A 12,781-nucleotide genomic window follows, 5' to 3' on the forward strand; every position below is an offset into this window, starting at 1 on the left:
GTGCGGACGTGGAAGCCGCTAGAGGCGGAGCAGGGGGTTGTAGCGCAGCGGGTTGCGCTCGGCGCGGCACTCCGTGGCGATGCGGATGGAGGGGGCGATGCGCCCCTCGTCGCGCAGGTGGTAGAGCTCCGGGACCACGCGATCGCGCACGTCGATGGGGGAGAGAGTGTTGACGTAGATCTTCGTGCCGCCCTCAAATCCCGCGAGGGTGGACACACGCCACTTGATGTTGATGCGCCAGGGCATGGGGAGGTCCAGTCCCGGGGGACGGTGGTGCCACTCCTCGTTGCACGCCACGTGCGGGCCGGCGGCCGCATGGGCGGCGTGGAGCAGGTCGCTCATGCCGCGGATGTCCTCCTCGCTTTGGGCCCAGGGTTCGGACACCTCCGAGCGCGAGTACAGCGTGAGCGTGGGGTAGCGGTGGCCCACCCCGGCCGTGAGGATGGCGGAGTCATTCTCCGCGATGACGAGGTTGTGCTGGAAGGAGAAGTCCACGCCCCACTCGTTGTACATGTTGGGGTTCTGGCGAAGCCGGGAGATCTCCAACTCCGTTTGCACGGAGGCCTCATCAATGGCGACGAGCTGCTTGTGCAGGTGCTCGAAGGAGGCGCCGGCGGCGGAGAGCCAGTTCTGGAAGGCCACCACGTACTGGGCATAGCGATTGCGCTCGTAGAGATCGCGCATGGCGTCCACAGTGAAGAGGATGAAGCCGGCGTGCTCCTCCGGGCTGAGCGTCCCCGAGGAGGCCAGTCCCGAGGTGTCGGTGGCTTCATCCGTGTAGTGGCGACGAGCGATGATGACGTCGTGCCCACCAGCGAAGTAGGTGGGGGCGAAGCCGAGCAGCTCCTCCTCGCTCAGGGTGTCTGCTTCCTCCGTGCGCCCGGAGGCCCGCAGCCTCGTCTTTACGATGGCGAGCACATGCTCGCGGCCCTCCTCATCGGCGAGGTAGCGCTCCATCCGCGCCTGTGTCTCGGGATCGGGCTCATAGGCGTAGTTGTCGCGCCAGTAGTCATAGGAGACGATCTCGAAGAGATTGGGGACTCGACGGAATTCTGCCGGATGTCCAGCCAATTCGCTCGGCAGAAGCCCGCGGAGGATCTCCCAGTTGTCCCCCACCCGGACCATACGTGCCTTCTCAGGCGGGGTGTCGAGCGGCCGGTCCGAACCGAAGGCGTCGGCCCGCGTCCTCATATCATCAGTGAGCGGTTGGGGATGGGCGACAGCCTTGGCAATCGGGCGGTTACCGCGGCCCGGCACCGTCCAGACCTCGGTGCCAGAAAACGGGTTGACCTGCTTGATCGTGCCGTCGGCCATCGTGCTGAGCGGGTGTGGTCGGAAATTCAAGGGGGCTGTCATAGTGTCCAGAGTATCGCTAGAGTGACGTCATGCCTGTGATCCAGTTTGATTGCCTTGTCCCCGATTCCCACGCGGCCACGCTCGGTGAGAGCTTCGCGGCCGCCGTCGAGAGGCTCATCGCCGCCGACAAAATGAGTGGCGGATCCGCCCGCCACACCCCGTCCCCAACCGTCCCCGAGGGAGTGGAAGAGCAGCTCCGCTCCACCTACGAAACCGAGCATGGTCGCGAGCCGGAAGGAATGGGCCTGCACCGCTACGACATTGAGGTGGAGGGCCTCAGCGGCTCGGTCAACCAGCTCACCATGGTGCTTGCGCGTTTCCTCACCCCTCGCGCCGAGCTGCCGAAGGACCCCGTTCTCCTCATGCGGGAGCAGGACTACGAACTGCCGGCCACCTACCCGTGGACGGTGTCCATCCTGCGCTAGTCCTCCACCTGAGCGTGAGGGCTCGACGCCCCCAGCCCGCCCGCGAGGATGCGCTCCGCGATGGCCCGCCCCGCCTCTTCGAGCTGCCACTGGACCTCTCCCGAGGGGAGCTCGAGGGCGTGAACATGGGAGGGAAGCTCCAGCCCAGGGGCCACGCGGCCGGCGACGACGAGGAGCTCCCGCCCCTCGGCCTTCGTCATCTCCGCGAGCTGGCCGATGAGCTTTCCGCCGAAGGATTGCTCGTCGAGTGAGCCCTCGCCCGTCACCACGAGGTCAGATGTTGCCATCGTCTCCGCGATGCCCTGTGCATGGATCACCGTTGCGGCGCCAGGGCGCACGGAGACGTGGCTGTCATCGCCGTGCAGCAGGCGAGAGACCCACACGATGCCCACCGGCGTGGCCCCCGCCGCGCCGAGCCCGGGCGCCTGGGGGTCCACCTCGCAGAACTCGCAGAGGCGCGCGATCCCGGCGTCGAGAACCTCGACCTCCTCGGGGCTGGCCCCCTTCTGTGGGGCGAAGACGTGCGCCGCGCCCCGGGGGCCGGTGGCGGGGTTGGTGACGTCGGTGAGGAGTTCCCAGTCGAGTGCGGCGGCGCCGACGTTGAGGTGGTCGAGCGTGATCTGGCCGAGCCGGCCAAGCGATCCGCCACCGGGAGGCAGCGGATAGCCGCGCTCATCGTGGAGTTGGGCGCCCAGCGCCACGAGGATGCCCGTGCCCCCGTCCGTGCTCGCCGAGCCGCCGAGGCAAAGCACGATGCGACGGGCGCCCCGACTGTGCGCATCCGCGATGAGAACTCCCGTGCCATAGGTATCTCCGCGCAGGGGGACCGGGTCCTCGCTCACCGCCGGGAGCCCGGAGGCGGCGGCGAGATCGATGTGCGCCGTGGCGGAGGACTCGTCCCAGTAGTAGGTGGCTTCTGTGAGGCGTCCGGCGGCGGTCGTCGTCGGGAGAGTGATGGGAGCGCCGCCAAGGAGCTCGGCCGTGCCCTCACCGCCATCTGCCAGGGGAGATTCGATGATCTCGGCCTGAGGGAGGTACTCGCGCAGGCCGGTGGCGAGGAAGCGGGCGGCCTCGCTGGCGGAGGCTGTCCCCTTGAAGGAATCAGGGCAGAGGAGGATGCGGGGCGCAGACATGCTTTGAGGGTAGCGCAGGGCCCTGTGCGCGCACTGGTGTGAGTATCGCCATAGCGAAAATATTTGCATTATCTACCTGCCGATAGAAAACTGGCAAGAAGACACCCTCTGAGTACCTGGGAAGGAAGGTCTTTTCATATGAGCGTCGATCAGCAAGTGTCGAGCTACTACAACATGCTGCTCAAGCGCAACGCCGGCGAGCCCGAGTTCCACCAAGCGGTGGCCGAGGTTCTGGACTCCCTCAAGATCGTCCTGGACAAGGATCCGCACTACGCCGACTACGGCCTCATCCAGCGCCTCTGCGAGCCGGAGCGCCAGCTCATCTTCCGGGTCCCGTGGGTGGATGACAACGGCGATGTCCGCGTCAACCGCGGCTTCCGCGTCCAGTTCAACTCGGCCCTGGGCCCGTACAAGGGTGGCCTCCGCTTCCACCCCTCGGTGAACCTCGGCATCATCAAGTTCCTCGGTTTCGAGCAGATCTTCAAGAACTCCCTTACCGGCCTGCCCATCGGCGGCGGCAAGGGTGGCTCCGACTTCGACCCCAAGGGGAAGTCCGACGGCGAGGTCATGCGCTTCTGCCAGTCCTTCATGACGGAGCTCCACCGCCACATCGGCGAGTACCGCGACGTCCCGGCCGGTGACATCGGCGTCGGCGGCCGCGAGATCGGCTACCTCTTCGGCCAGTACCGTCGCCTCGCGAACCAGCACGAGTCCGGCGTCCTCACCGGCAAGGGCCTCACCTGGGGTGGCTCCCTCGTCCGCACCGAGGCCACCGGCTACGGCACGGTCTACCTCACCTCCGAGATGCTCAAGCTCAACGACGCGAGCCTCGACGGCGCCAAGGTCATCGTCTCCGGCTCCGGCAACGTGGCGATCTACGCCATCGAGAAGGCCCAGGAGCTCGGCGCCACCGTCATCGCCTTCTCCGACTCCTCCGGGTGGGTCGAGACCCCCGAGGGCGTCGACCTCGAGACCCTCAAGGAGATCAAGGAGGTGCGCCGCGGTCGCGTCGCCGACTACGTCGAGGAGACCGACTCCAAGGCCATCCTCCACACCGACGGCTCCATCTGGCAGCTGCCCTGCGATGTTGCCCTCCCGTGCGCCACCCAGAACGAGCTCAACGGCGACGACGCCCGCCAGCTCGTGAAGAACGGCTGCCGCTTCGTGGCCGAGGGTGCGAACATGCCCTCCACCGCCGAGGCCATCGAGGTCTTCCGCGCTGAGGGCGTCCACTTCGCGCCGGGCAAGGCCGCCAATGCTGGTGGTGTGGCGACCTCTGCGCTCGAGATGCAGCAGAACGCCTCCCGCGACAGCTGGTCCTTCGAGTACACCGACGAGCGCCTGCACAAGATCATGTCGAACATCTTCAAGAACATCGACCGCACCGCCCGCGAGTACGAGCACGAGGGTGACTACGTCATCGGCGCGAACATCGCCGGCTTCAAGAAGGTGGCGGACGCGATGCTCGCCCAGGGTGTCATCTAAATAATCTCCCCACTTTCTCCTGCTCTCTAGGCCGTGGCTCCACCGACTGGGGCCACGGCCTCGCTACACTCAAGGCCATGTATCGCGTCTTTGAGGCCCTCGATGAACTCGTTCAAACCGTAGAGCAGGCATATGGCGTGCCCATGACCTCCAACTGCATGGTGCCGCGCAATGAGGTCTTAGCTCTCCTTGACGATCTCCGCAACGCCCTTCCCGCCGAGGTTGACGACGCCCAGGACGTCCTCGACCGCCGCGATGACATCATCCGGGACGCGGAGGATCGCGCTCGCGACATCGTGGGCGACGCCCAGGAGGAAGCCGACCGCCTGGTGGATGAGGCCACCGCCCACTCCCAGGAGATGGTGGAGGACGCCCAGGCTCGGGCGACCAGCACTGTGGCCCGCGCCGAGGACGATGCGGATCACCTCGTCACCACCGCCCGGCAGGATGCCGAGGACATCGTGAGCCGCGCCCGTGGGGAAGCGGATCGGCTTATTGCGGAGGGCAACGACCACTACCAGCGCAGTGTCGACGAAGGCCTCGCGGAGCAGCGTCGTCTGGTCTCCGAGTCCGAGGTGGTGCGTCGGGCCAACGAGGAGGCCCACCGTGTTGTCGACGCCGCCCACGAGGACTCCCGCAAGCTGCGCACCGAGTGCGATCAGTTTGTGGACTCGAAGCTCGCGAGCTTCGAGGACACGCTCTCCGGCGTGCTGCGCACCATTAGCCGGGACCGCCAGGCCCTGCGCCGCGGTGCTGGTGCCGGCGGGGCCGAGCGTCACTACAGTGACCGCGACTACGGCTCTGATCGGGACTACGGCTACGACAATTAAGGGGCGTCGGGGTAGACTGCACAGTCACCATGACTTCACCTTTTATCTTTGACGTTGCCGACCTGCTGCGCAGCGGCGATGTTCCCGAGCAGAGAGTCCAGACCGGCCCGGCCCCGACCCGGATTGGGGTCGAGATGATCGCCATCCCGGAGGGGGCCGAGGTCACCGTGTCCGCCACGCTCACCCCGCTGGGGGATGCTGTCATGGCGGACGCGGACGTGAGCGCCGCGCTGGAGGGGGAGTGCGTCCGCTGCTTGGAGACCATGACCCCGCCGGCCACGTTCCACGTGAGCGGCGTGTTCAGCGATAGCCCGGACTTCGTCACGTCCGCGGAGGATGAGGACGAGGACGAGGGCGAGAACGGCCTGCTGAGCGTCGAGAACGGAACCATCGACCTGCTTCAGCTCGTCATCGATGAGGCGGGGCTCAGCCTGCCCTTCAACCCGCAGTGCGAGGGCGGCTGCGTGGCGGAGGACTCGGAGAATGCCGTGCCCGAGCCGGACGGGGTGTCCGGGGAGGATGAGAAGAACCTGCCGGATCCCCGGTGGGCTGGATTGGAGAAGTTCCTATGAGCCGTCGCCGTTCGCGCCTGAGTGGCCAGGAGGCCCTCGACGCCGCGTTCGCCGAGGTCGATCACGCACCGCTCCTTGAGGCGCTGGGTGTGAGCCTGCCGGAGGAATCCCTCAAGCTCGCTCTCACGCATCGCTCCTTCGCTAACGAGAACGGGCACCTGCCGAACAATGAGCGCCTGGAGTTCCTCGGCGACGCCGTGCTGGGCCTCTCCGTGGCGGGCCAGCTCTATGAGCAGTACCCGGAGCGGCCGGAGTCGGATATTTCGAAGATGCGCGCGTCGATCGTGTCCCGCTACGGGCTGGCTGACATCGCCCGGGCGGTGAACCTGGGCCCCCACATCCTGCTGGGCCGGGGCGAGCACGCCACGGACGGCCAGAATAAGGACTCCATCCTCGCCGATACGACGGAGGCCCTGCTCGGCGCGATCTACCTCGAGCATGGCTTCCACACGGCCCGCGACGTCATCCTCACGCTCTTCCGCGACAAGATCGATCACGCCACGGCCCGCGGCCGCCACCAGGATTGGAAGACGACCCTCCAGGAGCGGTTGTCGCAGCGTCGCCTCGGTTCGGCCGAGTACCGCACCACGACCTCCGGCCCCGAGCACGAGCTGCACTTTTATGCCGAGGCACTCGTCGCCGGGCGCGTCTTCGGCCGCGGCGAGGGCACCAACAAGAAGCTCGCCGAGCAGGCCGCCGCCCGCCAGGCCTACGGGCACCTGCGCGGGGACATCTCCGATCTCATGAATCAGCCGCCGGCGGACAAGGCTGTCGAGCCGCCGGCGGACAATCCCGCCGAGCAGCCCGCCACGGCGCAGGACTAGCCCGTGCCCGAGCTGCCCGAGGTCGAGGTCGTGCGCCGGGGGCTGGCCGCGCACCTCGCCGACGCCCGCGTCCAGGACGTCGAGGTCTTCCACCCCCGCGCCACCCGCGGCCAGGAGGGTTCCCTTCCGGATCTCCTGCGCGGGAGCGTTCTTCGCACCCCGCGGCGTCGCGGAAAATACCTGTGGTTCCCTCTCGACGACGGCAGCCACGCGCTCTTCGTCCATCTCGGGATGAGCGGCCAGATGCTTATCGGGCCGCCGGGGGAGGTCACGTCCCCGCACCTGCGGATCCGCGCGCTGCTTGAGACACCGGAGGGGGAGAACCTGCAGCTCAGCTTCGTGGACCAGCGCACCTTTGGGCGTTGGCTGTGGACCCCGGTGGAGGAGGGCATCCCCCTTCCCGTGCGCCACATCGCGAGGGACATCTTCGATCCGGAGTGCGATGACTTGGCGCTTGCCCGTCGGATGAGGACGAAGCGCTCGGAGATCAAGAGGGTGCTCCTGGACCAGCAGGTGGTCTCCGGGATTGGAAACATCTATGCGGATGAGTCGCTGTGGGCGGCGGGGATCAAGCCGTGGCGCCGGGCGGATCGGCTGAGACTCAAGGACACGGTGCGCCTGCTGGGCTGCGCCCGGGAGGTGATGGGTCGGGCCCTCGCCGCCGGGGGCACGAGCTTTGACTCCCTCTACGTCAATGTCAACGGGGCGAGCGGCTACTTCTCCCGCTCCTTGGCGGTGTATGGGAGGGCAGGGGAGCCATGCCCGCGCTGTGGTGGGCCTATCGAGCGGGTGGCGTGGACGAATCGTTCCACCCACTGGTGCCCGAGATGCCAGCGACTCTAGGTGCTGTGCGGTGTCCTTCGTCACCGACCCGGTACGATACCCCTCATGGCGACCTTAGAGTCCATCCTTGCCGATGGAATTAACAACTTCCTGTGGACGTGGATCGTCCCGACGATCCTCATCGCAGCGGGGATCTACTTCGGTCTGCGCACCCTCCTCGTGCAGATCCGCATGATTCCCGACATGATTCGCTCCGTGGCGGAGCGCCCCGTGCCCCACGAAGGCCACGGGAAGGACGGGGAGGATAATTCCATCTCCGCGTTCAAAGCCTTCACGATTTCCGCCGCCTCCCGCGTGGGAACCGGCAACGTGGCGGGCGTCGCGGTGGCGATCTCCCTTGGCGGCCCCGGGGCCGTGTTCTGGATGTGGATGATCGCCCTGCTGGGTGGCGCGACGGCTTTCGTCGAGTCCACTCTCGCCCAGCTGTGGAAGGTGAAGGACGGGCAGGCCTACCGCGGCGGCCCCGCCTATTACATGACCCGCGGCCTGGGGGCTCGGTGGCTTGCGGTGATTTTCGGTATCGCGATCACGGTGACCTATGGCTTCGTGTACAACGCGGTGCAGACGAACTCCATCGTGGAGGCTGTGGGCAACTCGGTGGGCCACACGGGGATGAGCCTGAAGATCGTCATCGGCCTGGCCGTGGCGCTGCTCACCGCGCTCATCATCTTCGGCGGGGTGCAGCGCATTGCCTCGGCCACGCAGATCATCGTGCCGTTCATGGCGGGGGCCTACCTCATCATGGGCGTGATCGTGCTCATCATCAATATTGATAAGGTGCCGGGGATGATCGGGGAGATCGTGGGCGCCGCGGTGGGCGTCAAGCAGGTCGCGGGCGCTGCGGTCGCCGAGGCCTTCAAGCGCGGCATGCAGCGCGGCCTCTTCTCCAACGAGGCAGGCCAGGGTTCGGCGCCGAATGCGGCGGCCACGGCGACGGTGTCCCACCCCGTCAAGCAGGGCCTCGTTCAGACGCTCGGCGTGTACTTCGACACGCTGCTTGTCTGCTCGATCACGGCCTTCATTATCCTGCTCTCCAACCCGACGTTCGGCGATGACATCCAGTCCGCCACGCTCACCCAGAATGCCCTCGCGGCGGAGGTGGGGCAGTGGGGCATCCACTTCGTCACCTTCATCCTCTTCGTGCTGGCCTTCTCCTCCGTGCTGGGGAATTACTACCTTGCGGAGTCCAACATCCGCTTCTTCACGGAGAAGTCCTCGGTGCTGACGGTGTTCCGCCTCCTCGTCCTCCTCTGCGTCTTTGGCGGCGCGGTGGGGACGGTGCCGCTCGTGTGGGCCCTGGCGGATACCTTCTCCGCCACGATGGTCATCATCAACCTCATCGCCATCGTCCCGCTCGGCGGGGTGGCCATTAAGCTGCTGCGCAACTACTCGGAGCAGCGCCGCCGCGGCCTCGACCCGGTCTTCCACCGCTCCATGCTCCCCGAGCTGAAGAACGTGGAATGCTGGGATGGCACGGACCCCGTCACCCGCGATTGGAAGAAGGGACTGCCTGCCTCATGAGCTCCATCCGACTCACCGCTTTCGTCCACGGCCACGTCCAGGGGGTGGGTTTCCGCTGGTGGACGCGGAGCGTCGCGCTCGAACTCGGGCTCGCTGGCTCCGCGAGCAACCTCGCTGATGGCCGGGTGTGCGTCGTCGCGGAAGGGGAGCCGGAGAAGGTGAAAGCGCTCCTGGAGGCGCTCCGCGAGCAGCCGAGTTCGCGCCGCCGCCCGGGGGCGGTCACCGCGGTCATCGAGCAGTGGGCGGAGGCCCGCGGCGAGTCCGGCTTTGTCGAGCGCTAGGTGGCGACTTGTAGGATAGCTGCGTGCATCTCAAATCCCTCACCCTCAAAGGCTTTAAGTCTTTTGCGTCGGCCACGACGATGACCTTTGAGCCCGGCATCTGCGCCGTGGTGGGGCCCAATGGTTCGGGGAAATCGAATGTTGTCGACGCCCTCGCCTGGGTGATGGGGGAGCAGGGGGCAAAGACCCTCCGGGGCGGGAAGATGCAGGACGTCATCTTCGCCGGCGCGGGGGGACGGCGGCCGCTCGGCCGCGCCGAGGTCACCCTCACCATTGATAATCACGACGGCGTGCTGCCGATCGACTATGCCGAAGTCTCCATCACGCGCCGGATGTTCCGGGACGGGGGAAGCGAGTACGAGATCAACGGCTCGCGCGCCCGGCTCATGGATGTTCAGGAGCTGCTGAGCGACTCCGGCATTGGCCGGGAAATGCACATCATCGTCGGCCAGGGGAAGCTCGCGGAGATCCTCGAGTCCCGCCCGGAGGACCGACGCGCCTTCATCGAGGAGGCGGCGGGCGTGCTCAAGCACCGTCGTCGGAAGGAGAAGGCCCAGCGCAAGCTCGTCGGTATGCAGGCGAATCTCGACCGCCTGCAGGACCTCACGGGGGAGCTGGCGAAGCAGCTCACCCCGCTGGCCCGCCAGGCGGAGGCAGCGCAGCGGGCCGCGACGGTCCAGGCCGAGCTCCGCGAGGCGAAGCATAACCTCGCCGCCGCGCGCGTCCTCGAGCTGCAGGAGGCGGTGCGCCGCGCGGAAGAGGACGCGCAGACGGTGACGGCCCGGGAGAAGGAACTGGGCCAGGAGCTGGAGGAACAGGAGGAGGCCCTGCAGGCCCGCGAGGAGCACCTCGCGGAGCTGGGCCCCCAGGTGGACGAGGCCCAGGAGCGCCATTTTTCTCTCTCCACGCTGCTCGAACGCAGCGAGGCGACCATCCGCATCGCCCGGGATCGCGCGGCGGATGGGGCCGTCGACGACCACTACTCCGGTCCCGACCCCGACGCGCTGCGCGCCCAGGCCCGCCGGACCGAGGAGGAGTTAGCGCAGAGCCGGGAGGCCTGCGACATCGCGCGGGAGCGCCTCGAGACGCTGAGTGACTCCGTCGAGGAGCACGAGGAGGAGCTGCGCGCCGCAGAAGCTGAGCACATGGCCCAGGTGCGGGCCATCGCCGACCGCCGTGAGGGCGTGGTCCGCCTCCTCGCGGCGGAGGAATCCCAGGCCAAGGAGGTGGAGTCCCTCCGCGCGGAGGTCACCCAGCAGGAGGAGAATGCCCAGTTCGCCCGCCGCGAGCTCGAGGAGAGCGAGGAGGAGCTGCGCGTCGCGAAGGACTCCCTCGCCGGCTACGAGGAGGAGCGCGAGCCGCTCGCGGACGCCCAGGAGCGGGCAGCGGCCGAGCGCGAGGCCGCCGAGGCTCGCCTTCGCGACATCCGCGCCCAGCACACCGACTTTGAACGCACCATGTACGGCCTGCGCAGCCGCATCGACACCCTCCGCTCCACGCTGCCCGCCGATGATGCCCACGCCATCGGGGAGAACTTGCGCATCGATCTGTCTCCGCTGGCTGAGGGGCTCGACGTCACCCCCGGCGCAGAGCGGGCCGTCGCGGCGGCGCTCGGCCAGCACGCTGAAGCCCAGGTGAGCTCCGCCTGGGCGGTGGCCGTCGAGGCCTTTCAACGGGAGGACGTCGCGCGGCTGACCCTCCTGCGCGAGGACGCCGATGATACGGCGAGCCCGTGGCGCATGGACGCCGACCTTCCCCAGGGAACCCAGTGGCTCCTCGATGCCTTCAGCGCCCGCCCGGGGGTGGCGAGGGTGCTCAACCGCCTCGTGGCCGACGTCGTGTTGTGCCCCGATGCGCAGGTGGCCATGGCGGTGGTGGAGGGGGATCCCCGGCTGCGAGCCGTCACCCCGGAGGGCATCCTCGTCGGCGAGGGATGGGCCCAGGTGGGACGTGGTGCCACCTCCACGGTGGAGGTGAGCGGACAGATCGACGCCGCCGAGCGGGAGCTCGCCGAGGTGGAAGCCCGCCACCGGGAGCTCTCCGGGACGGTCGCGGGCGCTGAGCAGGCCGCCGAGGAGGCCCGCGTGGCGCTTGCCCAGGCCACAGCGGAACTGCGTGATGCCGACGCCCGGCGCGGGGAGCACGAGCGCCTCGTCGAGCGCGCGGAGAAGGAGGTGCGCCGACGTCGGGAGCAGGCCGAACGCCTGGCGGAGCAGCGCGCCCAGCGGGCGGCCGCGCTGGCGGAGGCGGAGCGACGCTGGGAGGAGACCCGGGACCGGGTGGCGCGTGTCGAGGAGCCGGGCAGCATCGAGGAGCCCTCGACGGAGGCCCGCGATGAGGCCCAGGCCATGCTCGCCCAGGTGCGGGCGATGGAGCTCGAGGCGCGCATGAATCTTCGCCAGCACGAGGAGAAGGTCACCCAGCTTGAGCAGCGAGGGGAGCGGCTGCGTCGCCAGGCGGAGCAGGAGACCCAGGCCCGCCAGCGCTTCGAGGCGCGGATGGCCCAGCGCCGGCACCGGGTGGCCATCGCCACGACGGTGGCCCGCCTGGCGGAAGAGCTGCAGGAGAAGATCCAGTCCGCCGTCGAGGAGGCCACGCGCGTCCGCGATGAGCACACGGAGGCGCAGCGGCTCGCGCGCGCCCGGGCGGCCACGCTGAAGCAGCAGGTCTCGGCCTTGCGCCAGCAGCACAGCCGGCAGCGCGATCGCGCCCACGAGGCGGAGATGGCGCTCAACCAGGCCGCGGTGCGCCTCGATGAGGTGATGGCGAAGACGGTGGAGCAGCTGGGCATCCCCGTCGCGGAGCTGCTGGAGAATTACCACCCGGGTGAGGGCTTCGACGTGGCCGCGGAAAAGAAGCGGCTCAAGCAGGCGGAGAAGGACCTGCGGGCGCTGGGCAAGGTCAACCCGCTGGCTTTGGAAGAGTACAAGGCTCTGGAGGAGCGGCATCGCTACCTCGCGACCCAGCTGGAGGACGTTATCCAGGCGCGGCGGGCCCTGGAGGAGGTCATCGAGGAGGTCGATGAGCGCATCCTGCAGCTATTCACCGAGGCGTGGGAGGACGTCGAGCGCCACTTTCCCCAGGTATTCAGCACCCTCTTCCCGGGCGGGGAGGGGCGCCTGCTGCTCACGGACCCCTCGGACATGCTGGGCACGGGCATCGAGGTGGAGGCCCGCCCGCCCGGGAAGAAGGTCAAGCGTCTGTCCTTGTTGTCGGGCGGGGAGAAGTCGCTCACGGCGCTCGCCATGCTCGTGGCGATTTTCAAGGCGCGCCCGAGCCCCTTCTACGTCCTCGACGAGGTGGAGGCCGCGCTCGATGACGTCAACCTCCGTCGCCTTATCGCGCTGCTTGAGGAGCTGCGCGCGGACTCCCAGCTCATCGTCATTACCCACCAGAAGCCGACCATGGATGTGGCCAATGTTCTCTATGGTGTGACGATGCGCGACGACGGCGTCACGCGCGTCCTCAGCCAACGCATGGCCCCGCACCGGAAAGAGTAGACTTTCCACGG

The 12,781-nt window shown here is 67.9% G+C and carries 11 protein-coding genes; 9 read left to right on the forward strand and 2 right to left on the reverse strand.

The features are described from left to right. Positions 1 to 18: 18 nt before the first annotated feature. Entirely contained in the window at positions 19 to 1,356 is a 1,338-nt protein-coding gene (locus L1O03_RS03970; RefSeq protein WP_236118147.1) for a DUF4921 family protein, read from the reverse strand. A 29-nt stretch (positions 1,357 to 1,385) separates the two neighbouring features. Here L1O03_RS03970 and L1O03_RS03975 point away from each other — a divergent pair, with 29 nt between their 5' ends. Further along, on the forward strand, positions 1,386 to 1,781 hold the full coding sequence (locus L1O03_RS03975; RefSeq protein ID WP_236118148.1) for a hypothetical protein: 396 nt from the start codon (positions 1,386 to 1,388) through the stop codon (positions 1,779 to 1,781). Here the strand turns inward: L1O03_RS03975 and L1O03_RS03980 are convergent. Then, on the reverse strand, positions 1,778 to 2,914 hold the full coding sequence (locus tag L1O03_RS03980) for a glycerate kinase (RefSeq protein ID WP_236118149.1): 1,137 nt from the start codon (positions 2,912 to 2,914) through the stop codon (positions 1,778 to 1,780). The genes L1O03_RS03975 and L1O03_RS03980 overlap by 4 nt on opposite strands. A 138-nt stretch (positions 2,915 to 3,052) precedes the next feature. Here L1O03_RS03980 and gdhA point away from each other — a divergent pair, with 138 nt between their 5' ends. The 8 genes from gdhA (at position 3,053) to smc (ending at position 12,770) form a co-directional block, all read left to right on the forward strand. Beyond that, positions 3,053 to 4,399: an NADP-specific glutamate dehydrogenase gene (gene gdhA, locus L1O03_RS03985; protein WP_236118150.1), complete on the forward strand. Its 1,347-nt coding sequence runs from the start codon at positions 3,053 to 3,055 to the stop codon at positions 4,397 to 4,399. A gap of 77 nt (positions 4,400 to 4,476) precedes the next feature. Further along, positions 4,477 to 5,229 (forward strand): DivIVA domain-containing protein, encoded by a 753-nt coding sequence (locus L1O03_RS03990; protein WP_236118151.1) that lies wholly within the window; start codon positions 4,477 to 4,479, stop codon positions 5,227 to 5,229. Between the two features lie 29 nt (positions 5,230 to 5,258). Then, the gene (locus L1O03_RS03995) at positions 5,259 to 5,801 is read left to right on the forward strand and encodes a YceD family protein (RefSeq protein WP_236118152.1); all 543 of its coding nucleotides are present in this window, start codon (positions 5,259 to 5,261) and stop codon (positions 5,799 to 5,801) included. Continuing rightward, complete coding sequence (gene rnc / locus L1O03_RS04000) at positions 5,798 to 6,625, forward strand: ribonuclease III (RefSeq protein ID WP_236118153.1); 828 nt, start codon at positions 5,798 to 5,800, stop codon at positions 6,623 to 6,625. Before L1O03_RS03995 ends, rnc begins: the two co-directional genes overlap by 4 nt. 3 nt (positions 6,626 to 6,628) lie before the next feature. Next, positions 6,629 to 7,468, forward strand: coding sequence for a bifunctional DNA-formamidopyrimidine glycosylase/DNA-(apurinic or apyrimidinic site) lyase (gene mutM, locus L1O03_RS04005; protein ID WP_236118154.1), 840 nt, complete (start codon positions 6,629 to 6,631; stop codon positions 7,466 to 7,468). A 45-nt stretch (positions 7,469 to 7,513) separates the two neighbouring features. Next, positions 7,514 to 8,989, forward strand: coding sequence for an alanine/glycine:cation symporter family protein (locus L1O03_RS04010; RefSeq protein WP_236118155.1), 1,476 nt, complete (start codon positions 7,514 to 7,516; stop codon positions 8,987 to 8,989). Further along, complete coding sequence (locus L1O03_RS04015) at positions 8,986 to 9,270, forward strand: acylphosphatase (protein WP_236118156.1); 285 nt, start codon at positions 8,986 to 8,988, stop codon at positions 9,268 to 9,270. Before L1O03_RS04010 ends, L1O03_RS04015 begins: the two co-directional genes overlap by 4 nt. 23 nt (positions 9,271 to 9,293) lie before the next feature. Beyond that, the gene (gene smc / locus L1O03_RS04020; RefSeq protein WP_236118157.1) at positions 9,294 to 12,770 is read left to right on the forward strand and encodes a chromosome segregation protein SMC; all 3,477 of its coding nucleotides are present in this window, start codon (positions 9,294 to 9,296) and stop codon (positions 12,768 to 12,770) included. Positions 12,771 to 12,781 lie beyond the last annotated feature (11 nt).

The organism is Corynebacterium uropygiale (assembly GCF_021568315.1).
GTDB classification, from domain to species: domain Bacteria; phylum Actinomycetota; class Actinomycetes; order Mycobacteriales; family Mycobacteriaceae; genus Corynebacterium; species Corynebacterium uropygiale.

Excerpts from the sequence above, each read along its gene's own strand:
- L1O03_RS03990 (WP_236118151.1), top strand. The coding sequence starts at position 4,477 with ATGTATCGCGTCTTTGAGGCCCTCGATGAACTCGTTCAAACCGTAGAG.
- L1O03_RS04010 (WP_236118155.1), top strand. The coding sequence starts at position 7,514 with ATGGCGACCTTAGAGTCCATCCTTGCCGATGGAATTAACAACTTCCTG.
- L1O03_RS03975 (WP_236118148.1), top strand. The coding sequence starts at position 1,386 with ATGCCTGTGATCCAGTTTGATTGCCTTGTCCCCGATTCCCACGCGGCC.
- L1O03_RS03980 (WP_236118149.1), bottom strand. The coding sequence starts at position 2,914 with ATGTCTGCGCCCCGCATCCTCCTCTGCCCTGATTCCTTCAAGGGGACA.
- gdhA (WP_236118150.1), top strand. The coding sequence starts at position 3,053 with ATGAGCGTCGATCAGCAAGTGTCGAGCTACTACAACATGCTGCTCAAG.
- L1O03_RS03970 (WP_236118147.1), bottom strand. The coding sequence starts at position 1,356 with ATGACAGCCCCCTTGAATTTCCGACCACACCCGCTCAGCACGATGGCC.
- rnc (WP_236118153.1), top strand. The coding sequence starts at position 5,798 with ATGAGCCGTCGCCGTTCGCGCCTGAGTGGCCAGGAGGCCCTCGACGCC.
- L1O03_RS03995 (WP_236118152.1), top strand. The coding sequence starts at position 5,259 with ATGACTTCACCTTTTATCTTTGACGTTGCCGACCTGCTGCGCAGCGGC.
- L1O03_RS04015 (WP_236118156.1), top strand. The coding sequence starts at position 8,986 with ATGAGCTCCATCCGACTCACCGCTTTCGTCCACGGCCACGTCCAGGGG.